The 24,586-nt window shown below is 70.0% G+C and carries 18 protein-coding genes; 6 read left to right on the top strand and 12 right to left on the bottom strand.

Translation table 11 applies throughout. From position 1 onward, the window contains the following. Positions 1-532: 532 nt before the first annotated feature. Positions 533-2,722: a primosomal protein N' gene (locus PIQ37_RS04570; RefSeq protein ID WP_342072542.1), complete on the top strand. Its 2,190-nt coding sequence runs from the start codon at positions 533-535 to the stop codon at positions 2,720-2,722. 392 nt (positions 2,723-3,114) lie between these two features. Here the strand turns inward: PIQ37_RS04570 and PIQ37_RS04565 are convergent, their stop codons facing one another. Beyond that, positions 3,115-4,845: a VanW family protein gene (locus tag PIQ37_RS04565; RefSeq protein ID WP_342072541.1), complete on the bottom strand. Its 1,731-nt coding sequence runs from the start codon at positions 4,843-4,845 to the stop codon at positions 3,115-3,117. A gap of 195 nt (positions 4,846-5,040) precedes the next feature. Here PIQ37_RS04565 and PIQ37_RS04560 point away from each other — a divergent pair, with 195 nt between their 5' ends. Both PIQ37_RS04560 and PIQ37_RS04555 read left to right on the top strand, forming a co-directional pair. Next, positions 5,041-6,345 (top strand): NAD(P)/FAD-dependent oxidoreductase, encoded by a 1,305-nt coding sequence (locus PIQ37_RS04560; protein ID WP_342072540.1) that lies wholly within the window; start codon positions 5,041-5,043, stop codon positions 6,343-6,345. A 57-nt stretch (positions 6,346-6,402) separates the two neighbouring features. Continuing rightward, complete coding sequence (locus PIQ37_RS04555) at positions 6,403-7,020, top strand: trimeric intracellular cation channel family protein (protein WP_160957604.1); 618 nt, start codon at positions 6,403-6,405, stop codon at positions 7,018-7,020. Positions 7,021-7,132: 112 nt separating this feature from the next. Here PIQ37_RS04555 and rpoH read toward each other — a convergent pair whose 3' ends face one another. The 6 genes from rpoH to rhlB form a co-directional block, all read right to left on the bottom strand. Further along, the gene (gene rpoH / locus PIQ37_RS04550; RefSeq protein ID WP_026143641.1) at positions 7,133-8,011 is read right to left on the bottom strand and encodes an RNA polymerase sigma factor RpoH; all 879 of its coding nucleotides are present in this window, start codon (positions 8,009-8,011) and stop codon (positions 7,133-7,135) included. 218 nt (positions 8,012-8,229) lie between these two features. Next, on the bottom strand, positions 8,230-8,961 hold the full coding sequence (gene ung, locus PIQ37_RS04545) for a uracil-DNA glycosylase (protein ID WP_342072539.1): 732 nt from the start codon (positions 8,959-8,961) through the stop codon (positions 8,230-8,232). A gap of 28 nt (positions 8,962-8,989) precedes the next feature. Then, entirely contained in the window at positions 8,990-9,832 is an 843-nt protein-coding gene (locus tag PIQ37_RS04540; RefSeq protein WP_017909425.1) for a response regulator, read from the bottom strand. A gap of 7 nt (positions 9,833-9,839) precedes the next feature. Then, a complete protein-coding gene (gene ftsX / locus PIQ37_RS04535; RefSeq protein ID WP_342072538.1) occupies positions 9,840-10,784 on the bottom strand; it encodes a permease-like cell division protein FtsX in 945 nt (314 codons plus the stop codon). Continuing rightward, complete coding sequence (gene ftsE / locus PIQ37_RS04530) at positions 10,781-11,467, bottom strand: cell division ATP-binding protein FtsE (protein ID WP_017909423.1); 687 nt, start codon at positions 11,465-11,467, stop codon at positions 10,781-10,783. Before ftsE ends, ftsX begins: the two co-directional genes overlap by 4 nt. Positions 11,468-11,540: 73 nt before the next feature. Next, positions 11,541-13,298: an ATP-dependent RNA helicase RhlB gene (rhlB, locus tag PIQ37_RS04525; RefSeq protein WP_342072537.1), complete on the bottom strand. Its 1,758-nt coding sequence runs from the start codon at positions 13,296-13,298 to the stop codon at positions 11,541-11,543. A 202-nt stretch (positions 13,299-13,500) separates the two neighbouring features. Here rhlB and trxA point away from each other — a divergent pair, with 202 nt between their 5' ends. From trxA to PIQ37_RS04510, 3 genes are all read left to right on the top strand, one after another. After that, the gene (trxA, locus tag PIQ37_RS04520; protein ID WP_010341563.1) at positions 13,501-13,842 is read left to right on the top strand and encodes a thioredoxin TrxA; all 342 of its coding nucleotides are present in this window, start codon (positions 13,501-13,503) and stop codon (positions 13,840-13,842) included. A 242-nt stretch (positions 13,843-14,084) separates the two neighbouring features. Then, on the top strand, positions 14,085-15,884 hold the full coding sequence (gene rho, locus PIQ37_RS04515; protein WP_342072536.1) for a transcription termination factor Rho: 1,800 nt from the start codon (positions 14,085-14,087) through the stop codon (positions 15,882-15,884). A 128-nt stretch (positions 15,885-16,012) separates the two neighbouring features. Continuing rightward, positions 16,013-16,813, top strand: a complete 801-nt coding sequence (locus tag PIQ37_RS04510) for a COG4705 family protein (protein WP_342072535.1) — start codon at positions 16,013-16,015, stop codon at positions 16,811-16,813. A gap of 50 nt (positions 16,814-16,863) precedes the next feature. On the opposite strand, the gene PIQ37_RS04505 is transcribed toward PIQ37_RS04510, so the two are convergent. The 5 genes from PIQ37_RS04505 to PIQ37_RS04485 all read right to left on the bottom strand — a co-directional run bounded on the left by PIQ37_RS04505 (position 16,864) and on the right by PIQ37_RS04485 (position 24,582). Next, positions 16,864-17,757: an energy transducer TonB gene (locus PIQ37_RS04505; RefSeq protein WP_342072534.1), complete on the bottom strand. Its 894-nt coding sequence runs from the start codon at positions 17,755-17,757 to the stop codon at positions 16,864-16,866. A gap of 61 nt (positions 17,758-17,818) precedes the next feature. Continuing rightward, positions 17,819-19,549, bottom strand: coding sequence for a bifunctional isocitrate dehydrogenase kinase/phosphatase (gene aceK, locus PIQ37_RS04500; RefSeq protein WP_342072533.1), 1,731 nt, complete (start codon positions 19,547-19,549; stop codon positions 17,819-17,821). A 259-nt stretch (positions 19,550-19,808) separates the two neighbouring features. Next, the gene (locus PIQ37_RS04495; RefSeq protein ID WP_342072532.1) at positions 19,809-22,040 is read right to left on the bottom strand and encodes an NADP-dependent isocitrate dehydrogenase; all 2,232 of its coding nucleotides are present in this window, start codon (positions 22,038-22,040) and stop codon (positions 19,809-19,811) included. 476 nt (positions 22,041-22,516) lie between these two features. After that, entirely contained in the window at positions 22,517-22,999 is a 483-nt protein-coding gene (locus PIQ37_RS04490; protein ID WP_342072531.1) for a hypothetical protein, read from the bottom strand. Positions 23,000-23,226: 227 nt separating this feature from the next. After that, the gene (locus tag PIQ37_RS04485; protein WP_342072530.1) at positions 23,227-24,582 is read right to left on the bottom strand and encodes a Gfo/Idh/MocA family protein; all 1,356 of its coding nucleotides are present in this window, start codon (positions 24,580-24,582) and stop codon (positions 23,227-23,229) included. Between the last annotated feature and the right edge of the window lie 4 nt (positions 24,583-24,586).

The raw sequence follows: 24,586 nt of genomic DNA, 5'->3' as shown, positions 1-24,586 counted from the left end.
GCATCTGTGTTTCACGGCCAAGTTGTTGTTTCGAAAAGAATAAATGCGATTGGCGCTTTTTTGTCCAACTCGTGGCAGAGGCTTGTGAGTCCGTCTTCACGGCGTGGAGCATGCCCGTCATGCACAGCTTTATCCACAGCAGATGTGGATAAATTCGATTCCCCAAGCGCGGCGGCCATTTACGACCGGTTTATCACTTTGCGGGCAGCAATCGCGCGCAACTCCCGGCACCCGGAACCCCTTGCGGCGGCCGCTAGGGCATGTCACCGATCCCCGAGCATGCCGCGCCGTGATTGCGCGTGCCTGTGGCAAGGAAGAGCGAGGAAGTGGACGTCCGTCCACGCCCGAGCGATGACGCGGCCACGGGCGTGCGCAACCGCGGCCCTTCGGGTTGGGTCTGGCAGGCGCGCAGCCGGCGCCGCGCAGCTTGACCTGACGGCCAGTTAGGCGCTGCGCCCGCAACGCCGGCTGCGCGCCTGCCAGACCCAACCCGGCATGCTCGGGGATTGGTGACACGCCCTAGACTAGGCGGATGCCCTCCCCCGCCGCCACGCTCCGCGTCGCCCTGCCCGTGCCGCTGCCGCAGGTGTTCGACTACCTGCCGCCGCCCGGGGACACGGTGGCCGACGGCGACGTCGGCCGCCGCGTGCAGGTGCCGTTCGGCAACCGGGAACTGAGCGGGGTGGTGGCGGCGATCGGCCAGGTCGAGGACGCCGACGGCCTGCGCGCGGCGTTGGCCTGGCTGGACCCGGTGCCCCTGCTGCACGGCGAACTGGCCGAGTCGCTGCGCTGGCTGGCGCGCTACAGCCACGCGCCGCTGGGCGAGGTGCTGGCGACCGCCCTGCCGGTGCCGTTGCGCCGCGGCGAACCGCTGCCCGACACCCACGCGTGGGCCTGGCGCCTGACCGAGGCCGGCGCCAGCCACCGCGCCCGCGCCGGCACCCGCCCGCACCGCTTCGCCGCGCTGCTGGCGGACGGCGCCATGGACGAGGACCGGCTGGACCAGGCGATGGACGACTGGCGCAGCGCCGCCCGCGCGCTGGCCAAGCGCGGCCACGCCGAGCGCATCGCGGTGCCGGCCAGCGCCGCGGCGCCGCAGCCACAGCCCGGGCCGATCCCCAATGCCGAACAGCAGACCGCCATCGACGCGGTGGTCGCCGCCACCGGGTTCGCCCCGTTCCTGCTCGACGGCGTCACCGGCAGCGGCAAGACCGAGGTCTACCTGCAGGCGATCGCCGCGTGCCTGGCGCGCGGACGCCAGGCGCTGGTGCTGGTGCCGGAGATCGGCCTGACCCCGCAGACCCTGGCGCGCTTCCGCGCCCGCCTGGGGGTGCCGGTGCACGCGCTGCATTCGGGGCTCAACGACAACGAACGCGCACGGGTCTGGGCCGCCGCCTGGCGCGGCGAGGCGCAGGTGGTGGTCGGCACCCGCTCGGCGGTGTTCGTGCCGCTGCCGCGGGCAGGATTGATCGTGGTCGACGAGGAACACGACGGCAGCTACAAGCAGCAGGACGGCATCCGCTACCACGCCCGCGATTTCGCCCTGGTCCGCGGCAAGGCGCTGGACGTGCCGGTGCTGCTGGGCAGCGCCACGCCCTCGCTGGAGAGCCTGCACAACGCCGCCAGCGGCCGCTACACGCATCTGCGCCTGACCCGCCGCGCCGGCGACGCCAGGCCGCCGACCGTGCGCGTGCTAGACGTGCGCAAGCGCCCGCTGCAGGACGGGCTGTCGCCCGAGGTGCTGGCCGGGATCGGCACGGCACTGGCCGAGGGCGGCCAGGTGCTGGTGTTCAAGAACCGCCGCGGCTATGCGCCGGTGCTGCTGTGCCACGACTGCGGCTGGACCGCGCCGTGCCAGCGCTGCAGCACCCCGCTGCACGCCACGCCGATGACCGTGCATGCCGGCGGCCGGCGCCTGCAATGCCACCACTGCGGCGCACGCCAGCCGGCGCCGCTGGCCTGCCCGGACTGCGGCAGCCTGGCCCTGCAGCCGCAGGGCATCGGCACCGAACGCCTGGAGGAGCGCCTGGTGCAGGCGTTCCCGGACGTGCCGGTGCTGCGCATCGACCGCAGCACCACCCAGCGCCGCGATGCGCTGGAGACGCAACTGGCCACGCTCGGCACTGCGCCCGGCATCCTGGTCGGCACGCAGATCCTGGCCAAGGGCCACGACCTGCCGCAATTGAGCCGAGTGGTGGTGGTCGGCATCGACGAAGGCCTGTTCTCGGCCGATTTCCGCGCCAGCGAAAAACTCGCGCAGCAGCTGATCCAGGTCGCCGGGCGCGCCGGCCGCGCCGCGCGCCCGGGCGAGGTCTGGCTGCAGACCCACCACCCCGCGCATCCGCTGCTGCAGACCCTGGTGCACGGCGGCTACCACGCCTTCGCCGCCGCGGAACTGGAGCAACGCGAGGCCGCCGGCTTCCCGCCGTTCGCGCACCTGGCGCTGCTGCGCGCCGAGGCCAAGCAGGTCGAGCACGCCACCGCCTTCCTCGCCGCGGTGCGCGCGCTGCTGCCGGTGCAGGACGAGGTGCAGCGCTTCGGTCCGATGCCGGCGCCGATGCCGCGCCGCGCCGGTTTCCAACGCACCCAGTTGCTGCTGTCGGCCAACACGCGGCGCGCGCTGCACGCGTTGCTGGACGCGGCGGTGCCGGCGATCCACGCGCTGCCGCAGGCACGGCGGGTGCGCTGGTCGCTGGATGTGGATCCGCAGGATCTCTACTGAGGCGGCGGCGCATCCCTGCAAGACAGCCGCTGGAGCGAGTTGAAGAACAGCGAGCCGCAGCCGATGGACAGCGCCAGCAACGGCAGGCCGACGCGCGTTGCCGAGCCGCTGGTTCGCCGGCGTACATGGATGAAGCTGCAGATCGCCCCGATCCAATACGCGATCCCATGCCGCGCGATCCGATTCCGTAGGAGCGGCTTCAGCCGCGACGGGCGTTCCCGGTAACGCCTCGTCGCGGCTGAAGCCGCTCCTACGAGGCATATGACGTGTGTTGTCAGCCCGCCACAAAGTGTTGCTTCAAGGTTGCCTGAAAGCCGCTTTAAAAGAGCAGTGCGGCGACGTGGCGAAGCAGACAGTGCCCTGCGGACGGCTGCAACGCCCTCGAGTTTCGCTCAGCCCGCCAGACCCAAGGCGTCGACCACCTGCGCGCGCAGCGCGGCGCTGTCGCCGGCCTCCACGCAACGCCACGCGCCAGCGTTCGCGGACAGGCCGCAGGCGGGGGTGGCGATCACCGGCTTGCCCAGCGCCATGGCCAGCAACAGGCCGCGCGGCTGTTGTTCGATCCACGCCGGCAGCAGCACCAGGGAAGCAGCGTGCACGCCTTCGGCCATCGACGCGACCCGCTGCACCGCGATGCCGTTCCAGAAGTCCGGCGTCTCCTGCGCACCGGGCGGCAGCAGCAACAACACCGGCAGGCCACGCACCGCCTCACGCAGTTCGTAGGCGCCCTTGCGCGCCAGCGCCGAGGCCGCCAGCAGTACCCGCGGCGCGGTGGCCGCGGTGATGGCCGCATGCTCCGCCGCGGCTGCCGGGAGCGCCGGCCTTTGCCATGCCAGCGCGAGGCCGCGGCTGCCGGCCAGCGCCAGCAGTTCGCGATGTGGCGTGATCCAGTGCCGCGCCTGCGCCAGTGCCGCATGCTCGGCGGCGACCAGCGCCGGATCGGCGCGGAAATCGCGCAGGGTGGGGCTGTGCGGATGCCACTGCGCGGCCACGTCCAGGCGCGCCTGCAGCAGATGCATCGGCAACGCGGTCATGCACACGTCCCAGCGCCGGCCCCGCAACTCGCCGGCCAGCCACAGCTCCGGTAACAGGCTCTGCGGCACCACCAGATCGACATCGCAGGCACCGAGCCGACGCCGCAGCGCACCCAGACGGATGCGTTGCGCGCGCTGGCGCGCCTGCGGCAGGGGCATGCCGCGCCACAGCCACCAGCGCCGCAGCAGCGCCGCGCGCAAGGCCGCGACGCTGGTCCGCGGCAGCGCCAGCACGCGGTCGCCGGGTTGCTGCCGGCGTCGGCGATCCGCGGCGAACTCCGGCCAGTCCTCGTCGAGCAGCCAGGTACGGTGCAGCCCATCTGGCACCGCCGGCACATGGCGATGGCAGGCACTGCGGCCGCAGCGGGTGCAGTCGTTGGCGGCATCGACACCGGCCGGCGCGGTGCGTCGCTGCAGCGGCGGCAACCGCAACGCCGCCGGCGCCGCGGCACCGCCGCGGATGCGCACGTGCAGCGCTTCGCCGTCCAGCCACACCTCCAGCCGCCACGGCGCGGCGGCGCGCAGGCGCAAGTCCACGTAGTTCCAGAACACCACCGCGTCGCGGTCGCGCTCGGCCAGGGAGCCGGCAATCACCTGGGTGTGGCGGTGCCGCTCGACGATCTCCAGGCCTTGCCGCAGCGCCGCGTCGTAGATCGCATTGGACAACTGGCACAGGCCGCCGCCGATCGACGGCACCAGGCAGCCCTCGCGCAGTTCGCGGCCGGCGACGAAACCGCGACGGCGGGTGGCGCGGCCGAGCTGGCGCCAGAAACCGAAGGTCGCCCCGGCCGGCACCTCCACGCCGTGCAGCGCACGCGCGGCCAGGCGCAGGTTGTGGATCTTGCCGGCCACCAACTGCGGCGCGGTCTCCTCGCTATCGGGCCACAGCGCGGTGACCGATTCGGCACAGGTGCCGTCGGCGATCGCCAGGCCGGCGTCGCGGCGATGCCGGCGCGGTCCGCCGCGCAGATCGTGCAGCGCGCGGCGCAGTTGCAGCGCACGCGTCTTGGCCCAGAACAGCAGGCTGCGCCAGCGCGAGGGCAGCGGCGCCGGCGGCGGCGACGCGCGCGCCTTCACTGTCGCTGGCATGAGCGTGCGTGCTCCCTGTCGCTGACCGCGCTTGGCATCGCGCTACTATACGGACATGCAGGTCCGACCTTCGACGTTCGCGCAGCGCCTCACCGGCAGCGCGCGTTCCAGCGGATCGGCGCGCCGCGCGGCTGCGACGCGACCGACGCGCCGACCGCGGACGCCTCCTCTCCCCTCCCCCTCCTGGAGTCCTGCATGGACGACACACGCGTGCCGCACCTGATCGTGGTCGGCGGCGGCTTCGCCGGCTTGTGGGCCACCCGCGCCCTGGCCAAGACGCCGCTGCGCATCACCCTGATCGACCGCCGCAACCATCATCTGTTCCAGCCGCTGCTGTACCAGGTCGCCACCGCCGGCTTGTCGGCCCCGGACATCGCCGCCCCGCTGCGGCAGATCCTGCGCCATCAGGACAACGTCGAAGTGCGCCTTGGCGAAGTCGTCCACGTCGACAAGCAGGCGCGGCAGGTGCGCCTGGCGGACGGCCAGGCGCTGGACTACGACTACCTGCTGGTCGCCACCGGCGCCACCCACGCCTATTTCGGCCACGACGACTGGGCCGCGCACGCACCCGGCCTGAAGACCCTGGACGACGCGCTGCAACTGCGTCGGCACCTGCTGCTGGCGTTCGAGCGCGCCGAGGCGGAAACCGACCCCGCCGCGCGCGCGGCCTGGCTCAGCTTCGCCATCGTCGGCGGTGGTCCCACCGGGGTCGAACTAGCCGGCACTCTGGCGGAGATCGCGCGGCACACGCTCAAGCACGAGTTCCGCCGCATCGATCCGGCCGAGGCGCGGGTGCGGCTGATCGAGGCCGGCCCGCGGGTGCTGTCCTCGTTCCCCGAACACCTCTCGGCCAAGGCGCAGAAGCAGTTGGAGAAGCTCGGCGTGGAAGTGCTGACCGGGGTGCCGGTCGCCGAGATCGACGCCCATGGCTACCGCCTCGGCAGCACCTTCGTACCGGCGCGCACCGTGGTCTGGGCCGCCGGCGTGGCCGCCTCGCCGCTGGCCAAGACGCTGCAGACGCCGCTGGACCGCAGCGGTCGCGTGCAGGTGCAGTCGGATTTGAGCGTGCCCGGCCATCCGGAGCTGTTCGTGGCCGGCGACCTGGCCGCGCTGCAGCAGGCCGACGGCCGCCCGGTTCCCGGCGTGGCGCCGGCCGCCAAGCAGATGGGCCGGCACGTCGCCGACACCCTGCGCCGGCGGCTGCGCGGCGACACCGCCAGCGTGCCGTTCCGCTACGCAGACTACGGCAACCTGGCCACCATCGGGCGCATGGCCGCGATCGTGCACCTGGGCCGGCTGCAGCTCTCCGGGGTGCTGGCCTGGTGGTTCTGGCTGGCCGCGCACGTGTTCTTCCTGATCGGCTTCCGCAACCGCGTGGTGGTGCTGCTCAACTGGGCCTGGGCGTACTGGAGCTACCAGCGCGCCGCGCGCATCATCCTCGGCGACCCGCCCGCGGCGGAGGACACGCAGGCGCAGCCCGCACCGCCCGTGGACAGGTGACACTGCAAGGCCGGGCTGCGATCCTAGCCGGCCTTTTTGCTGCAGCGCAGTGCCGTCTTGGCCACCTTCCTGTTCCTGCTCGACCTGCTGGGCACCTTCGTGTTCGCGATCAGCGGCGCCACCGTCGGCGTGCGCCATCGCCTGGACCTGTTCGGGGTGCTGGTGCTGTCGTGCGCGGCCGCGGTCTCCGGCGGCATCGCCCGCGACGTGTTGATCGGCGCCACCCCGCCGGCGGCGCTGGCCGACGTGCGCTATCTCGGCGTCGCCTGCCTGGCCGGGCTGCTGGCCTTCTACCGCCACCACACGGTCGAGCGCCTGCGCAATCCGGTGCAGATCTTCGACGCGATGGGCCTGGCGCTGTTCGCGGTCTACGGCACCAGCAAGGCGCTGGCGTTCGGCCTGGGCCCGCTCAGCGCGCCGCTGCTGGGCATGCTCAGCGGCATCGGCGGCGGCATCGTCCGCGACCTGCTGGTGGCACGCACGCCGGTGGTGCTGCAAGCCGAGCTGTACGCGGTGGCGGCGCTGCTCGGCGGCGGCGTGGTGGCCGCGGCGCAGGTGCTGCACCTGCCGCAGCCCTGGGGCCTGGCGGTGGGTGCGGTGCTGTGTTTCGGCCTGCGCTTCATGGCGATCCGCTACGGCTGGCACCTGCCGGTGGCGCGTCCGCCGGAGTCGTGATCCAGCGGCGTGCGGATGGGCTTTTCCAGCCGGCCATCGCCGCCGCCCAGGACAAAAAAGGCCCGGCAATGCCGGGCCTTTTCGCGCGTTGCAATCGCTCGCCGCAGGCGACTCAGGCGACGAACAGCGCCTTCATCTTCTTCAGCGCGTTCGCCTCGATCTGGCGGATGCGCTCGGCCGACACGCCGTACTCGTCGGCCAGCTCCTGCAGGGTGATCTTGCTGTCGGCATCCAGCCAGCGGCGCTTGATGATGTCGCGCGAACGCGCATCCAGTTCCGCCAGGCCTTCGCGCAGCAGCTGCAGCTGGTTGTCCTCGCTGTCGGCGCGTTCGTAGGCCTGCGAGGGATCTTCCTCGTTGGCCATCAGATACGCGGCCGGCGACGGCGGCGCATGGTCGTCGTCCTCGTCGGACGGCGCATCGAAACCGATGTCGCGACCGGACAGGCGCGACTCCATCTCCAGCACCTCCCGCTCGGACACGTTGAGGTCCTTGGCCACCGCGGTGACCTCGGCCGCGTTCATCCAGCCCAGGCGGGTCTTGGACTTGCGCAGGTTGAAGAACAGCTTGCGCTGCGCCTTGGTCGTGGCGACCTTGACGATGCGCCAGTTCTTCAGGATGTACTCGTGCATTTCGGCACGGATCCAGTGCACCGCGAAGCTGACCAGGCGCACGCCCATGTCCGGGTCGAAACGCTTGACCGCCTTCATCAGGCCGATGTTGCCTTCCTGGACCAGGTCGCCCAGCGGCAGGCCGTATCCGTTGTAGCCGCGGGCCACGTGGACCACGAAGCGCAGGTGGGAATGGACCAGTTCGCGGGCCGCGTCCAGGTCTTCCTGGTCGCGATACCGCACCGCCAGTGCACGTTCCTCGTCGGACGTCAGCACCGGGATCTGATGCACGGCGCCGATATAGGCATCCAGCGAACCGAGCGGACTGGGGATCGGGAGGTTGTTGGCAACCAATGCGTTGGAAGTAAGCGTCTGGCTCATAGGGCTCATCTTAGCAGTCTACTAATTGGACTGCTGGGTACAGTAAAAAGTTCCTGTGTTCTGTTTATGCAACATATGAATCAGGAATGACACTGCATCACAAGCCACTGAAACAATCGGGACGCATCGTCATCCCGTTCTCTGACCGCAAAAGTAGCAGCCGGTTCGCGAAAATGGCGTCCACGCCAGGCGACGGCGTCGCCCTGTCCAACCGCGGTTCAGGCGCCGCCCAGCGCTGCTTCCAGCTCCGCGCGCGGCGGCAGACTCCAGTCGATGGGGGCGGCACCGCGGCGCTTCAAGTACGCGTTGGCCGCGGAGAAATGCTTGCAACCGAGGAAGCCGCGGTGCGCCGACAGCGGCGAGGGGTGCGGCGCCTTGAGCACGCGGTGGCGGCGGGTGTCGATGACCTTGCCCTTGGCCTGGGCGTAGCTGCCCCAGAGCAGGAACACCAGACCCTCGCGCTCGCGGTTGAGGGTCTCCACGACGTGGTCGGTGAAGCCCTCCCAGCCCTTGCCCTGGTGCGCGCCGGCACGGCCTTCCTCCACCGTCAGCACCGCGTTGAGCAGCAACACGCCGCGCTGCGCCCAGGGCAGCAGGCAGCCATGGTCGGGACGGCGGATGCCCAGGTCGTCCTCGATCTCCTTGTAGATGTTCAGCAGCGACGGCGGCACCGGCACCCCTGGCAGCACCGAGAAGCACAGCCCGTGCGCCTGGCCGTAGCCGTGGTACGGGTCCTGGCCGAGGATCACCACCTCCGCCTTTTCGAACGGGGTGGCGTCGAAGGCGGCGAAGATCTGCCGCCCCGGCGGGAACACCCGCGCGCCGGCGGCCTTGCGCTGGCGCAGGAACGTGGCCAGCTCGCGCATCTCCGGGCGCAGCAGCCAGTCGCCGACCTGCGCCTTCCACGACGGCTCCAGCTGGATCCGGCTTTCGTCTTCGTTGTTGCTCATCGCTTCCAGGCTCGGGACATCACATCGGTCAGAAGGTCACCGCGATCTCGTCGAGCCGCGCCAGGCGCAACTGGAACAGCACCTTGGTGACCAGCAGGCGCTCCTCGATCGGTTTCTGCACAAGGTCGTTGGCGCCGGCGCGCAGCAGCTCGGACTGGGTGTGCGGGTTGCTGTCGCCGGTCATCACCAGCACCGGCATGCGCCGCTTGCCGTAGGCGAAGTCGACGCGGATGCGCTGGACCACGTCGCGGCCGTTGAGCTCGCCCTTGAGGGTGACGTCGGTCAGCACCAGGTCGATGCGGCGGGTGGTGCGGCCCAGCGACTCGGCGGTCAGCAGGGCGAAGGCGTCCTCGGCGCTGAGCACGTGCACCACGTGCAGCTGCTGGCGCTCGAGCATGCGCTTGGTGGCTTCGGCCACCACCCGGCTGTCCTCGACGTAGAGCACGGTGGCACCGGCCACCGGCTGCGGCTGCACGTAGCCGCGGATGAAGGTGGCCAGCGCCTCGTGGCCGAGCGCCTTGTCGAAGTAGTCGGTGACGTACTCGGTGAAGCGGCGCTCGACCAGGTGCTGCTGGGCGTCGCCGGAGACCACGATCACCGGCACATAGGCCTGGCCGGCGGCCTCGCGCACGCTGCGCGCCAGGGTCAGGCCGTCGCCGTCGGGCAGCCCCAGCGAGGTGGTGACCAGGTCGACCGGGCCGGCCTCCAGCGCGGCGCGCGCCTCGGCGATGCTGGCGCAGCCGACCACGGTCACGTCGGGCAGTTCGCGGTGCAGCACGTCAGCGATGAGCTTGCGCACCAGCTTGGAGCCATCGACCACCATCACCCGGGGGGCGGCGCTGATCAGATGCTTGAGCTCGTGCCCGGCCATGTGTGCCTCAGGTGTCGGTGGGCCGCGTCTGGCGCAGGAAGTGGCCGGTCACCAGCCAGGCGCCGAGCCAGCCCAGCAGCAAGGTGCCGAGCAGGACGAAGCCGGCGTGGAGCGCGTCCAGCCCATGCAGCACGAAATGGCTGCCGTAGCTGTCGGCCAGCGCCGCCAGCGGCTGGCCCAGGGCCATGCCGGAGGCGGCCAGCAGGCCCAGCGCCAGCACCCCCGCGCCGAAACCGTACCAGGCGCCCAGGTAAAGGAACGGACGGCGGATGAAGCCGTCGCTGGCGCCGAGCAGCTGCAGCACGCCGATCTCCTCGCGCCGCGACTGGATGTCCAGGCGCACCGTGTTGCCGACCACCAGCACCGCACCGGCGCCGAGCAGCAGCGACAGCACCTGCACCAGGCGCTCGCCGAAATGCAGCCAGCCGTCCAGGCGCTTGCGCCACAGTGCGTCGTGCTGGACCAGGTCGGCCTGCGGCAGCGCGGTCAGCGCGGTCGCCAGCGGGGTGTCGTCGGCCGCGGCCGGGGTGACGATCAGCAGCGTCGGCAGCGGGTTGTCCTGCAGGGCGTCCAGGGCCTCGCCGAGGCCAGCGCTGTCGCGCAGCTCGGCCATGCCCTCGGCGGGCGTGCGCAGCGTTACCGCGGCCACGTCGGCGCGGCCGCGCAGGGTCTGCGCCAGCGCCTGCGCCGCGGCGGCGTCGACGTCGGTCTTCAGGAACACGTTGATGTCGCGCGACTGCTGCACGCTGCCGGCGAACTGCTTGAGGTTGTCCAGGGCGATCGACAGGCCCAGCGGCATGGTCAGCGCCAGCGCCATCACCGCCATGGTCAGCAGCGTGGCCCATGGCTTGCGCATGGCGCGGCCGAGGCTGTAGACGATGCTGTGCAGGTGGTGGTCCCACCACACGCCCAGCCGCGAGGGCGCCGCGGCGCCGGCGTTGCGTGCGCTCATTCGGCCAGGTCCTGCGGCGAGATGTCGTCGATCAGGCGGCCGTGGTCCAGGATCAGCACGCGCTTGCGCATCTGCTTGAGCAGCGCCAGGTCGTGGCTGACCACCAGCACGCTGGTGCCGCGCGCCGGCAGTTCGGCGAACAGCTGCATGATTTCCGCGGCCAGGGTCGGGTCGAGATTGCCGGTGGGTTCGTCGGCGACCAGCAGCCGCGGTTCGCCGACCATCGCCCGGGCGATGCCGACGCGCTGCTGCTCGCCGGCCGACAGCTGCGAAGGCAGCGCCTTCTCGCGGTGGCCCAGGCCCATGCGCTCGAGCACCGAGCGCACGCGCTTGCCGATCTCGGCGCGACGGGTGCCGCGCAGGATCAGCGGCAGCGCGACGTTCTCGGCGATGCTGCGGTCGGTGAGCAGGCGGTGGTCCTGGTAGACCGCGCCGACCTCGCGCCGGTGCAGCGGCACGCGGCGGCCGCGCACCTTCAGCAGGTTGCGCTCGCCGAACAGTACCGCGCCGCGGGAGGGCCGCTCGCTCAGGTGGATCAGCTTGAGCAGGGTGCTCTTGCCGGCACCGGAATGGCCGGTGACGAACAGCATCTCGCCCTCCTCGACCTCGAAGCTGACGTCCACCAGCGCCGCGTGGCCGCCGGCGTACTGTTTGCTGACATTGTCGAACCGCAGAACGCTCATCCGGCGATTATGCCGGAGCGGCCCGGGTGTTCGTCCACCGCATGCGATGCACGCGGCGGACGGCCGGTCCGGATCAGGAGCTGGAGACCAGCGAGCGCAGCTTGCGGCCCAGGCGGGTCAGGAACGAATCGTTCTTCGCCGCCACACCACGCTCGGCCTGGCGCGCAGCCTTGACCGGGGTGGCCACGACCTGCACCGGCTTGGCCGGGGCCGCGGTCGCCGGCGCGGCGCTGCCGTTGCCGGCCTTTGCACCCTCGGCGCCTTCCAGCGGGCGCCCGCCGCGACGGCGACGGCGCTTGCGCGGCGGGCGCTCGCCCTCGACCGCAGGCACCGCGCCCTCGGCCGGCGCGGCACGCGGCGGCTTGGGCGCAGGCGCAGGCGCAGCGGCGGCCGGCGCGCTGCCATCCGCGGCAGCGGGAGCGGCATCGGCCGGACGCGGCGTGCGCGGACGCCGCGGCTTGCCGTCGGCGCTGCGCGACTCGCCACGGCCGCCCGGGCCGCTGCGGCCGCCGCCGGGCTTGCCACGGCCGCCGCCACGCCGCTGCTCGTCGGCCTCGCGCTGGGCGCGGGCCTCGCGGAAGATCTCGCCGATGCTCTCCTCGCCATCGGCCTCGGCCGCCTCGCCCTCCACCGGCGCGCGCGGGGTGCGCGGCAGCGCCACCAGCAGCTCGGCGGTGACCGGCTCGACCGGGATCTTCTGCTCGATGTAGGCCTCGATGTCCGGCAGGCTCATCGCGTAGCGCTCGCAGGCGAAGCTGATCGCGTCGCCCTCCTCGCCCAGCCGCGCGGTGCGGCCGATGCGGTGCACGTAGTCCTCGGCGTCGAACGGCAGGTCGTAGTTGTAGACGTACTTGACCCCGTCGATGTGCAGGCCGCGCGCGGCCACGTCGGTGGCCACCAGGATCTCCAGTTGGCCCTTCTGGAAGCGGTTGAGCAGGGTTTCGCGCTTCTTCTGCGGCACGTCGCCGGACAGCACGCCGACCCGGTAGCCGTTGCGCTCCAGCGCCCGCGCCACGCGCTCGACGAACGCCTTGGTGTTGACGAACACCATGGTGCGCGCGCCCTCGCTGCGCGACAGCAAGCCCAGCAGCAGGGTCAGCTTCTCCTCGTCGGAGGGGAAGTAGATGCGCTGGCGCACGCGTGCGGCGGTGATGCTCTCGGTCTCGACCACGAGCTTTTCCGGCTCGTTCATGTGCTCGTAGGCCAGCTCCAGCACGCGGTGGCTGAGGGTGGCCGAGAACAGCAGGGTCTGCCGGGTGCCGCGCTCGGGCATGCGCCGCAGCAGGAAGCGGATGTCCTTGATGAAGCCCAGGTCGAACATGCGGTCGGCTTCGTCGAGCACGCAGATCTCGCAGGCGTGCAGCGACACCACCTTGTGCTGCTTGACGTAGTCGATCAGGCGGCCGGGGGTGGCGATGATCACGTCCACGCCCTGCTGCAGCAGTTCGCGCTGCTTGTCGTAGTCCACGCCGCCGTAGACCAGGGCGAAGCGCAGGCCCAGTTCGGAGCCGAACTTGACCGCGTCCTTGTGGATCTGGATCGCCAGTTCGCGGGTCGGGGCCAGGATCAGCGCGCGCGGATCCTCCGGCTTGCGGTCAGCCAGCGCCGGGCGGCTGAGCAGGCGGTTCATCACCGCCACCAGGAACGCCAGGGTCTTGCCGGTACCGGTCTGGGCCTGGCCGGCCACGTCGCGGCCGGGAAGGGCCACCGGCAGGGTCAGCGCCTGGATCGGGGTGCAGCGGGTGAAGCCGGCGCTTTCGAGGCCTGCGAGCAGCGCAGGCTGCAGTTCGAACGCGGAAAAAGTCACATCGGTCAGCGGTTTGTCGCTCATCATTCCATCTTCGTGAGGCCACCCCGCCCGAAGCGTAAGGTCGCGGCTTGCATCGGTCCCGGCAGCGTCGCACACTGGCGTCTTCCATGCCGGGTCGCGCGACAGGGGGAATCCCTTGAGATCGCCGCGCAATGCCCCAGTTTACCGCAATGCGGCGGCCACCCGGTCCGGCCAGTCGCATTGGCCCAGGAGAACCCCCAAAGTGAGCGACAAGGTCCTTTACGTCGGCGACGCCGATTTCGATGCCACGGTGCTGCAGTCCGACGAGCCGGTCCTGGTGGACTTCTGGGCCGAGTGGTGCGGCCCGTGCAAGATGATCGCGCCGGTGCTGGACGATCTCGCCGACGCCTACGACGGCCGCCTCAAGGTCGCCAAGGTCAACGTGGACGAGAACCGCGCCACCGCGATTAAGTACCACGTGCGCTCGATCCCGATGCTGCTGCTGTTCAAGAACGGCCAGATCCAGGCCACCCAGATCGGCGCGGTCGGCAAGGGCCAGCTGACCCAGATGATCGACAAGACCCTGGGTAGCAGCGCCGCCTGACGTCCGCCGCCGGCGTCCGCTCCGCACCCGGGGCGGCGCCGCGGCAGCCCGGCCGGCGCAGCATCGCCGGCGGCTGAATCGCCCACGAACGCCTGCTTGCCGTGCTTGCGTGGCGGTGATAGTGTCGATACATCCGGTGGCATTCGCACACCGCACCCCCTCTGGAAGATTCTCTCCCAGACCTCCTCCCAACCCCGTATGCCCCCACGCTGGGCGCTCGCACTCTTAGCGAGGAACACCACTTGTCCGATCACACCATGTCCGAACCCGGGAGCGCCGACGCCCCCGCCGAGAAGCGCGTGCGCAAGCCGCGCGTCAGCAAGGCCGCGAGCGGCGCGGAAGGCGCCGCCGAGCACGGCGCGCCGGCGCAGCCGACCCTGCCGCTGAACCCCGCGCCCGTCCAGGCCGAAGCGCCGCGCGCCGCGGCGCCGGAGTCGGCCCCGGCCCCGGCCGCGAGCAGCAGCCAGAACCACGGCGGCGGCGACGCGCCGGCCCAGCAGGGCGGCGGCAGCCAGGCTTCAGAAGGCGGCGAGCCGCGCGAAGGCCGTGAGCCGCGCGACGGCGGCAACAACAACCGCTTCAACAATCAGAACCAGAACAACCAGAACAATCAGCAGGGCAACCGCCGCGATCGCTTCCGCAATCGCCGCGACCGTGATCGCGGCGGTAATGGCGGCGGCGGCCGCGACCGCTTCCAGGACAACGGCCTGCCCAGCGACAACGGCGGCAACGAGCCGTTCGTGCCGCGCCCGCACGCCAGCGTGCCGGAAGGCTTCCCGATCTACTCGCTGAGCGACCTGAAGAAGATGCCGGCGCAGAAGCTGCTGGACATCGCCGAGCAGCTCAACATCCAGGACGGCGTGGCCCGCGCGCGCAAGCAGGACGTGATCTTCGCCCTGCTGAAGGTGCTGACCCGCCACGGCGAAGGCGTCGCCGCCGACGGCGTGCTGGAAATCCTGCCGGACGGCTTCGGCTTCCTGCGCGCGGCCGAGGCCAGCTACCTGGCCGGCCCGGACGACACCTACATCTCGCCCAGCCAGATCCGCCGCTTCAACCTGCGCACCGGCGACCACCTGTCCGGCCGCATCCGCTTCCCGAAGGACGGCGAGCGCTACTTCGCGCTGTCGATCGTCGACACCATCAACGGCGAGCCGCTGGAAGCGAGCAAGAACAAGGTCCTGTTCGAGAACCTGACCGCGCTGTTCCCGCGCAAGCGTTTCACCCTGGAGCGCGGCAACGGTTCCTCGGAAGACATCTCCGGCCGCATCCTCGACCTGATGGCGCCGCAGGGCAAGGGTCAGCGCGCGCTGATCGTGTCCCCGCCCAAGGCGGGCAAGACCATGCTGATGCAGCAGGTGGCCACGGCGATCACCACCAACCATCCGGACGTGCACCTGATCGTGCTGCTGATCGACGAGCGCCCGGAAGAAGTGACCGAAATGCAGCGCACCGTACGCGGCGAGGTCATCTCCTCGACCTTCGACGAGCCGGCCGCGCGCCACGTGCAGGTCGCCGAAATGGTGATCGAGCGCGCCAAGCGCCTGGTCGAACACAAGAAGGACGTGGTGATCCTGCTCGACTCGATCACCCGCCTGGCCCGCGCCTACAACAACGTGGTGCCGTCCTCCGGCAAGGTGCTCAGCGGCGGCGTCGACGCCAACGCCCTGCACCGCCCGAAGCGCTTCTTCGGCGCGGCGCGCAACGTCGAGGAAGGCGGCTCGCTGACCATCATCGCCACCGCGCTGGTGGAGACCGGCAGCAAGATGGACGAGGTGATCTACGAAGAGTTCAAGGGCACCGGCAACAGCGAAGTGCACCTGAACCGCCGTATCGCCGAGAAGCGCGTGTACCCGGCCATCGACATCAACCGCTCCGGCACCCGCCGCGAGGACCTGCTGATCGAGCCGGAACTGCTGCAGAAGATCTGGATCCTGCGCAAGCTGCTGCATCCGATGGACGAGATCGCGGCGATGGAATTCCTGCTGGACAAGATGAAGAACACCAAGTCCAACGACGAGTTCTTCGGTTCGATGAAGCGCTGAGTCCAGGCGCCGGTTCGACCGCAACGCCCCGCTTCGGCGGGGCGTTCGCGTTTATGGCGGCGGCGCGGCGTCGCCCAGTGTCTTGCTGGCGCAATGTCCGACGGTCTTTCGACGCGGGCGCGGGTGAGATGGGCGGCATTCGCCCCGCCGCGTCCGCCGCCATGCCCGCCACCGCCAACGCCGCCGTCAGCAAAGTCGCCCCGGTCACCCTCGGCTTCTGGGTGATGAAGATCTGCGCCACCACCCTCGGCGAAACCGGTGGCGACCTGCTGTCGATGACCCTGGACATCGGCTATGCGCTGAGCAGCGTGCTGCTGCTGGCGGTGTTCCTGGTCTCGCTGTGGGCGCAACTGCGCGCACGCAACTTCCAGCCGTGGCGCTACTGGTGGGTGATCCTGACCACCAGCACCGCCGGCACCACGCTGTCGGACTACATGGACCGCAGCCTGGGCCTGGGCTATGCGCAGGGCGCGCTGCTGCTGGTGAGCCTGCTGGCCGCGGTGCTGGCGACCTGGTGGCTGTGCGAACGCAGCCTGTCGGTCGAACGGATCGGCAGCGGCCGCGCCGAGGTCTTCTATTGGCTGGCGATCCTGGTCTCCAACACGCTAGGCACCGCGCTCGGCGATTACCTGGCCGACAGTTCGGGGCTGGGCTTCGCCGGCGGCGCGCTGTTGATCGCGGCGTTGCTGGCGGCGATCGCCCTGGCCTATGCGTTCACCCGGATCTCGCGCACGGCGTTGTTCTGGGCGGCGTTCGTGCTGACCCGCCCCTTCGGCGCCACCCTCGGCGACCTGCTGAGCAAGCCGGCCGGCAAAGGCGGGCTGGACCTGGGCACGGTCGGTGCGTCGCTGCTGCTGGCCGGGTTGTTGCTGGCGGTGCTGCTTGCCTCGACGCACACGCGCGGCGGCGACCGCCGCGCTGCGCGCTAGCGTCGGCCAGTCGCCGACGCGGGCAACCTTCCTGTCTCTGTGGTCGCCGCTCAGCCGCCCTGCAGCGGCGTCAGCAGGCGCGGGCCGGCGCCGTCGGCCATGTACACGCCGCCGGCCGGCAGCAGGTCCGGCGAGAAGCCGGTCGCGTCTTCGCCGGTGATCCACGGCGCACGCTGGCGCGGGCCGGGGATGTAGCTCATCCAGCGGCCGTAAGCCGACGGCGCACCCTGGCGGGACTGGTCGAGCAGCGCGTAGTCGACCGGCACGCGCACGGTCCAGTAAGGCGCCTCCACGTCCTTGCCTTCGCTCGGCGGACGGAAGGTCCATTTGCGCGCAGCACCCAGCGCGCTCTTGCCCAGCACCTCGCGCAGTTGCTGCATCTGCCGCTCGGACGCCACCACGCGCAGGTTGACCTGCTCCACCGCGGCATCAGCGACGCGGCCATCGCGGCCCACCTTGAGCACCAGGTACGCCGAGCCCGCGGCACCGACGCTGTAGGCCGCTTCCGGATAGGCCGGCGGCTTCATCTGGATCGAGGTGACGACGCTGCGGTCGTTGGGATCGTAGTGGCTGAAATCGGCGCCGCGGATCTCGACCTGGTAGTCGTCGCCCTGCAGGCGCTTGGCGATCAGGCGCAGGGTCATCGGCGCGCGCGCCGGCACCGGCTTGCCATCGCGCAGGCCCGGCGCGAACGTCCACTGCATCACGGTGCTGCGGACGAAGTCGACCACGCCCTTGGGCAGGCGCTCCTGCCGATCCAGCGCCAGCGCCGACACCTTGCCGCTGGGCTCGATGTCGATGGTGCCGCTCACCAGCATGCTGCTTTCGATCTGCTTGCGCACCGCGCCGGGGCCGACCCCGTCTGCGGCGACGGCGGCGAACGCCAGCGGCAGCGAGAGCACGGCGCTCCAGCGCCAGCACGAACAGAGGGATCGACGGTGCATCGCGCATTCCTTTGCCTGAGATGAGGCAGCGATTACACCGCAGCGACGGCCGGCCGGCAACTCAGGCCAGACGCAGCGCGTCCGGATAGGGCGGCGCGTCCGGATAATCGTCCTCGCGCAGCCGCGTCTGCAGGTCGCGCCACCACTGCGGATCGAACAGTTCGCCGTGGGCGTGGCGCACCGCCTCCAGCGAGGCCGCCGGCAGGCCCATGAACATCGCGAAGCGCTCCGGGAACACGTCGCGCGGGGCGACGTGGAACCAGGGTTCGGCGGACATCGCTTCTTCCTCGTTGCGCGGCTGCGGCCAGTCGCGGAAGTTGCAGTCGGTGACCAGGCACAGTTCGTCGTAGTCGTAGAACACCGCCCGACCCTGCCGCGACACGCCGAAGTTCTTCAGCAGCATGTCGCCGGGGAAGATGTTGTTGCGGGCCATGTCCTTGATCGCCTGCGCGTAGTCCAGCGCGGCCTCGCGCGCGGCCTCGGCGCCCTGCTCGCGCAGGTACAGGTTGAGCGGGCGCAGGCGCCGCTGCACGTAGCACAGTTCGACGATCAGGTCGTCGCCGTCTTCGCGCAGGCTGCGCGCGCAGCCGTCCATCAGTTCCTGCAGCAGCGCCGGCGCGAAGCGCGCACGCGGGAAGCGCAACGAGCGGTACGGCTGTGCGTCGAGCAGGCGGCCGACGCGGTCGAGGTTGAACACCAGCGCGTACTTCTCTTCGACCTCTTCGCGGCTCATCGTCTTCGGATAGGCGAAGCGGTCGCGGATCAGCTTGAACACCAGCGGATAGCTGGGCAGGGTGAACACCGCCATGACCATGCCCGGCGTGCCCTCGGCATGCACCAGTTGTTCGTTGGGATGTGCCTGGAAATGGCGGAAGAAGGTACGGAAGCGTTCGGTCTTGCCCTGCTTGGCGCGGCCGAGCATGGTGTACAGCTCGTCGATCGGCTTGTGCGGCAGCAGGCTGCGCAGGAACACCACCGCATCGCCGACGGTGGCCAGGTCGGCCTGGAAATAGCTGCGCGAGATGCCGAACAGTTGCGCCACGTCGTTGCGCTTGGTCAGTACCGCTTCGGCGCGCAGGCCCTGCTCGTCGTTGACCAGGGCGATCACGCAGGGCGAGAAGCGGTGCTCGCCGAACACGCGGCCGATCAGGTAGGCGCGGCGCTCGCGGTAGAACACCGTCTCCAGCAGTTCGATGCCGCGCACCGGGTTCTCGCCCCAGTGGGCGAGGTCGTCCTGCAGCCGCACCGCGATGGCCGCCGCGCAACGCGTGCGGTGCGCGTACGGCACATCGAACCGGTAGTCGCCGAGCACGCGCACGAACGCGTCCACCGGCCGCGCCTCGGACACCACGTAGTTGTGCCGCGCCACCGGGTGGGTGATGGCGTCGGTAGGCTCGATATCCAGCGCCACGAACTCGATCTGCGCATCCACGCCCTGGGTGCGGAAGAAGCGCCGGGTCAGGGTGTTGTAGAAGGTCTTGTACAGTTCCTGGTCGATCAGCGCGGCGATCAGCTCGGCGTAGTGGTCGCGCGCACGGATCCACAGCGCGCGGTCGTGCGCCTGGCCCAGCAGCACCGCGCGCAGGCGCAGCATGCACTCGGCGATGCACTGGTCGTACAGGGCGATGCGCTCGATCGCATCCTCGCGCGCGGCGCTCCAGTCGCGGGCCTCGAAGCGTTGGCGCGCACGCGAAGAGATCTGCGCGAAGCGCGCGTGGTAGTCCTCGAACGCCTCGAAGACGATGCGGCCGATGACCAGGGCAGACGGCAGCGGCAGCGGCGTGGAGGACATGCCCGCAGTGTACCCAGGTGGTGGCGTCGCGCGGGTGTCGGGCGCCCTGCCACGCTCCGCCTCGTGCGCACATCCAGCGACCTGCTTCGCCAGGATCGAGCCGGACACAGGTCGGCCGCAGGAGCGGCTTCAGCCGCGACCGGCCTTGCCGGGGACGCCCTGTCGCGGCTGAAGCCGCTCCTACCGGACGCTTCCTGCGCCGGAAACGCAAAGGGCCGCCCCGAGGGGCGGCCCTTTGCGGCACGATCAACTCGAGCGATCAGGCGCTCAGCGTCGCCAGGGCGTCGTTGAGGGTCTTGCTCGGCCGCATCGCCTTGCCGATCAGCTCCAGGTTCGGACGGTAGTAGCCCTGGATGTCGACCGGCTTGCCCTGCACGCCATTGAGCTCGGCGACGATGGTCGCTTCCTGCTCGGTCAACTGCTTGGCCAGCGGGGCGAAGCGCGCCTTCAGCGCGGCGTCCTCGTCCTGTGCGGCCAGCGCCTGCGCCCAGTACATGGCCAGGTAGAAGTGACTGCCGCGGTTGTCCAGCCCGCCGACCTTGCGCGACGGCGACTTGTCGTTGTCCAGGAACTGGCCGTTGGCCTGGTCCAGGGTGCGCGCCAGCACGCCGATGGCGGCATTGTGGTGGCGCTGGCCCAGGTGCTCCAGCGAGGCGGCCAGGGCCAGAAACTCGCCCAGCGAATCCCAGCGCAGGTAGTTCTCTTCGACGAACTGCTGCACGTGCTTGGGCGCCGAGCCGCCAGCACCGGTCTCGAACAGGCCGCCGCCGGCCATCAGCGGCACGATCGACAGCATCTTGGCGCTGGTGCCCAGCTCCATGATCGGGAACAGATCGGTGAGGTAGTCGCGCAGCACGTTGCCGGTGACCGAGATGGTGTCCTCGCCCTTGCGGATGCGCTGCAGCGAGAACGCGGTGGCTTCCACCGGCGGCAGGATGCGGATGTCCAGGCCTTTGAGGTCGTGGTCCTGCAGGTAGCGCTCCACCTTCTGGATCATCAGCGCATCGTGGGCGCGCTGCGGATCCAGCCAGAACACCGCCGGGGTGGCGCTCAGGCGCGCGCGCTCGACCGCCAGCTTGACCCAGTCCTGGATCGGCGCGTCCTTGGTCTGGCACATGCGCCAGATGTCGCCGGCTTCCACCGCATGCTCCAGCAGCACCGTGCCGCCGGCATCGGTGACGCGCACGGTGCCGTCACGGGGAATCTGGAAGGTCTTGTCGTGCGAACCGTACTCCTCGGCCTTCTGCGCCATCAGGCCGACATTGGGCACGCTGCCCATGGTGGCCGGGTCGAAGGCGCCGTGCAGCTTGCAGTCCTCGATCACCGCCTGGTACACGCCGGCGTAGCAGCGATCGGGGATCACCGCCTTGGTGTCCTGCAGCTTGCCCTCGGCGTTCCACATCTTGCCGGAGTCGCGGATCATCGCCGGCATCGACGCATCGACGATCACGTCGCTGGGCACGTGCAGGTTGGTGATGCCCTTGTCGGAGTTGACCATCGCCAGCGCCGGGCGCTGCGCGTACAGCGCCTGCAGGTCGGCCTCGATCGGCGCACGCTGCGCCTCCGGTAGACTGGCGATGCGCGCGTACAGGTCGCCGATGCCGTTGTTGGCGTCGAAGCCCACCTGCTTGAGCGTGGCGGCATGCTTGTCCAGCACGTCGCGGTAGAACGCTTCGACGACCACGCCGAACATGATCGGGTCGGAGACCTTCATCATCGTCGCCTTCAGGTGCAGCGAGAACAGCACGCCCTGCTGCTTGGCATCGGCGATCTGCGCCTGCACGAAGGCGGCCAGCGCGCGCTTGCTCATCACCGCCGCGTCGATCAGCTCGCCGGCCTGCACCGCGGTCTTTTCCTTCAGCACGGTCACCGCGCCGTCCTTGCCGACCAGCTCGATCCTGACGCTGCCGGCCTGTTCGATCAGCGCCGAGCGCTCGCTGCCGTAGAAATCGCCGGCGTCCATGTGCGCCACGTGCGACTTGGAGTCGGCGCTCCACGCGCCCATGCGGTGCGGGTGCTTGCGCGCATAGTTCTTTACCGAGGCGGGAGCGCGGCGATCGGAATTGCCCTCGCGCAGCACCGGATTGACCGCGCTGCCCTTGACCTTGTCGTAGCGCGCCTTGGCGTCCTTTTCTTTCTCGTCCTTCGGCTCGTCCACGTAGTCCGGCAGCGCATAGCCCTGCTGCTGCAGTTCCTTGATCGCGGCCTTGAGCTGCGGCACCGAGGCGCTGATGTTGGGCAGCTTGATGATGTTGGCTTCCGGCGTGGTCGCCAGCTGGCCCAGCTCGGCCAGGTCGTCGGCGATGCGCTGGTCCTCGCGCAGGTAGTCGGGGAACTGCGAGATCAGGCGGCCGGCCAGCGAGATGTCGCGGGTCTCCACGGCGATGCCGGCAGTGCCGGCGAACGCGGCGACGATCGGCAGCAGCGACTGCGTCGCCAGGTACGGGGCTTCATCGGTGAGCGTGTACAGGATCTTGGGCGTATTCGACATGACGCGACGGATGACCTCTGGCAGGGGGAAATAGGCAGCACCGACAGTACGGCGGCGTATGTTTTCTTGTAGTTTCGCGATGCCGCCAACCGCCGGACATCGGCCGTCCATTGTCGCGTGTCTGCCGGCTGCGGGCAAAGCGCGGGGTGCGCCGTCCGCCAGCGCGGTTCATGCGCGCTCCATCACTGGGAGGGCGCTTCAATCCGCGGGGTGCCGATGGGCACGGTGCGTGGATCGACACCTGCGGCTCACGCCGCCGGACGAATGCGGGAGCGGGCGTGAGCAGTGATGCGCGCCACCCGTCGCTGCCGAATGACAGCACACCATGCGGCCGGGCTCGCTCTCGCGGCGCCCAAGACCGTTTCCGCGATGACGCGCCGCCTGTGTGGATCGGAGTCGCTCGGCAGCTCGACTACCAACCGACTTGGCCGCCCTACGTCTTCCTGCGAGTCATCCGCCTAATTGGATAGCCGACCTCAGACGTACCCGAGCCCGCGCCAGTAGTCCAGCGGACGCTTGGCAGGCACGCCCAACGACGCCGCAATCTCGAGAATGCGCGGCACGTCGCGCCGGTAGACCACAAACAGGTGCTGGTCTTCGGTGGTCATATCGTCGATGCCCACCACGTCGTAGCCATCGCCTTCGTCCGTCCACTCGGCAAGGTGGCGGTCCAGCCAGGTGAAGTACTCCGGCTGCGTCTTCACGTTCTCGGGATAGGGAGGGAATCCGTCGCCCATCATCTGGCAGAGCTCGTCGTGGACATCGACCATCTTGTCTCCGTTGGCGGAGTAAGGCTCCATCGCCGTGGTGATCGCGATTGCATACGCCTGTTCCTCGCAATCGGTCCACTCCAGCTCCGGCAGGAAGGCTTCGATGTCCCGAACGATCTCGCTTCGTTCGTCGGGTTCGGCGCTGCCGGAAGAAAGAAGCTCGACCAGTTCCAAGAGGGGTGCGTTCATGGTGCTCATTGACGGCTAAAGGGTGATCGATGCCCAGCCCGGGCCGGCCGTCCACCCAAGGCGAATCGGCTCGACCGCACCACTGGACACGAGGAAAAAAGCGCGCCGGAGCGCACCACGCGCGGCACTATAGCCGCTGGTGTTTGACACGCAAGTGTCCGTGGAGCGGAACACGCCGGCCGCCACCCGGCACGGATGCAAGGCGTGGAGCACCGTGGCGACCGCGCTCAATACGTGCCGTCGAACGCAAAGATCGGCGTGCGCTGGCGCCACGCGCCCGCGGTGAAATCCGGGAATGCGACGGTCTGGAAGCCGCTGGCGATCGACTGTTCGGAGAGCGGGGTGATCGCGCTCCAGGTCACGGCGTCGTAGATGTCGATCGGCATCGGTGCCCTCGCCTTCAGTGCTTCGACAAAGGCGTGGATGACGAACCAGTCCATGCCGCCGTGGCCGGCACCGGCCGCGGTGGCGACGTAGCGCGTCCACAGCGGGTGCTCGTATTGGTCCTGGTAGGACTTGAAGGCTTCCCATTGGTGCGGCGGGCTGCGGCCTTCGAGATGGATCGACTGGTTGAGGTCCATCCACAGGCCCTTGGTGCCCTGCACGCGGAAGCCCATCGAGTAGGGACGCGGCAGCGAGGTGTCGTGCTGCAGCAGGATGGTCTCGCCGTTGGCGCAGGCCAGGGTGGTGGTGACGACGTCGCCCAGCTTGAACGCCACCTTGGTGCTGGGATGGGTGTTGCCGCCGCTCTTGGCCACGGTGTAGTCGTGCAGGCCGCGGGCCTTGCTGGCGAAGGCGTTGAGGTGGGTGAAGCGGTTGCCGCGGTTGATGCCCGCGTACATCGCGCACGGGCCGATGCCGTGGCTGGGGTACAGCTCGCCGTTGCGCTGCACCGAATGCGCGGTACGCCAGCGCGCTTCGCTCCAGCCCTTGGCACCGAATTCCACGCCGCTGTCGTAGGGCTGGTCCGGGTCGCCGGAGTTGAACTTCACCCCGCGCAGATCGTGCTGGTAACCGGCTTGCAGGTGCACCAGTTCGCCGAACAGGCCCTGCCGCACCATCTGCAGCGCGGCCATCACGTCGCGGCGATAGCAGACGTTCTCCAGCAGCATGTACGGGGTGCCGGTGGCGAGCTGGGCGTTGAGCACGTCCCAGTGGTCCTGCAGGGTGATGCCGGCCACCACCTCGCAGCCGACCGGCACGCAGGCCTGCATCGCCGCGATCGCCATCGGCGCATGCCACTCCCAGGGCGTGGCCACGATCACGCCATCCAGTCCCTTGTGCGCCAGCACGCGCTTCCAGGCGCTGGTGTCGCGGTCCTGGCCGTAGGCGGTGGGTGCGGGCTTGCCGGCCTTGGCGACCCTGCCCATGGCGCGGCCGAGCATGATCGGCTCGATGTCGCACAGGGCGACCAGTTCCACGTCGTCGCGGCGCAGCAGTTCGGTCAGCAGCACCTGGCCGCGCATGCCGGTGCCGATCATGGCCAGGCGCAGGCTGCGCTTGCGCGCCCAGGCCGGTGTCTGCGGCAGCAGGCTGCTGGCGGCGATGGCGGCACCGGCGGCGATGAAGTCGCGTCGTTTCATGCTG

Origin of the sequence: Xanthomonas protegens, assembly GCF_038442435.1 — a bacterium.
Taxonomy (GTDB): Bacteria; Pseudomonadota; Gammaproteobacteria; order Xanthomonadales; family Xanthomonadaceae; genus Xanthomonas_A; species Xanthomonas_A sontii.
Note: the sequence above shows the minus strand (reverse complement) of the source record. Positions and strands in the feature narration are given on the sequence as shown.

What these genes read in the sequence shown, in the direction of transcription:
- PIQ37_RS04570 (WP_342072542.1), top strand. Translation starts at nt 533, where the DNA reads ATGCCCTCCCCCGCCGCCACGCTCCGCGTCGCCCTGCCCGTGCCGCTG.
- PIQ37_RS04505 (WP_342072534.1), bottom strand. Translation starts at nt 17,757, where the DNA reads ATGCACCGTCGATCCCTCTGTTCGTGCTGGCGCTGGAGCGCCGTGCTC.
- aceK (WP_342072533.1), bottom strand. Translation starts at nt 19,549, where the DNA reads ATGTCCTCCACGCCGCTGCCGCTGCCGTCTGCCCTGGTCATCGGCCGC.
- rpoH (WP_026143641.1), bottom strand. Translation starts at nt 8,011, where the DNA reads ATGAGCCAGACGCTTACTTCCAACGCATTGGTTGCCAACAACCTCCCG.
- ung (WP_342072539.1), bottom strand. Translation starts at nt 8,961, where the DNA reads ATGAGCAACAACGAAGACGAAAGCCGGATCCAGCTGGAGCCGTCGTGG.
- PIQ37_RS04565 (WP_342072541.1), bottom strand. Translation starts at nt 4,845, where the DNA reads ATGCCAGCGACAGTGAAGGCGCGCGCGTCGCCGCCGCCGGCGCCGCTG.
- PIQ37_RS04510 (WP_342072535.1), top strand. Translation starts at nt 16,013, where the DNA reads ATGGGCGGCATTCGCCCCGCCGCGTCCGCCGCCATGCCCGCCACCGCC.
- PIQ37_RS04495 (WP_342072532.1), bottom strand. Translation starts at nt 22,040, where the DNA reads ATGTCGAATACGCCCAAGATCCTGTACACGCTCACCGATGAAGCCCCG.
- PIQ37_RS04485 (WP_342072530.1), bottom strand. Translation starts at nt 24,582, where the DNA reads ATGAAACGACGCGACTTCATCGCCGCCGGTGCCGCCATCGCCGCCAGC.
- PIQ37_RS04540 (WP_017909425.1), bottom strand. Translation starts at nt 9,832, where the DNA reads ATGGCCGGGCACGAGCTCAAGCATCTGATCAGCGCCGCCCCCCGGGTG.
- rhlB (WP_342072537.1), bottom strand. Translation starts at nt 13,298, where the DNA reads ATGAGCGACAAACCGCTGACCGATGTGACTTTTTCCGCGTTCGAACTG.
- ftsE (WP_017909423.1), bottom strand. Translation starts at nt 11,467, where the DNA reads ATGAGCGTTCTGCGGTTCGACAATGTCAGCAAACAGTACGCCGGCGGC.
- PIQ37_RS04490 (WP_342072531.1), bottom strand. Translation starts at nt 22,999, where the DNA reads ATGAACGCACCCCTCTTGGAACTGGTCGAGCTTCTTTCTTCCGGCAGC.
- ftsX (WP_342072538.1), bottom strand. Translation starts at nt 10,784, where the DNA reads ATGAGCGCACGCAACGCCGGCGCCGCGGCGCCCTCGCGGCTGGGCGTG.
- PIQ37_RS04560 (WP_342072540.1), top strand. Translation starts at nt 5,041, where the DNA reads ATGGACGACACACGCGTGCCGCACCTGATCGTGGTCGGCGGCGGCTTC.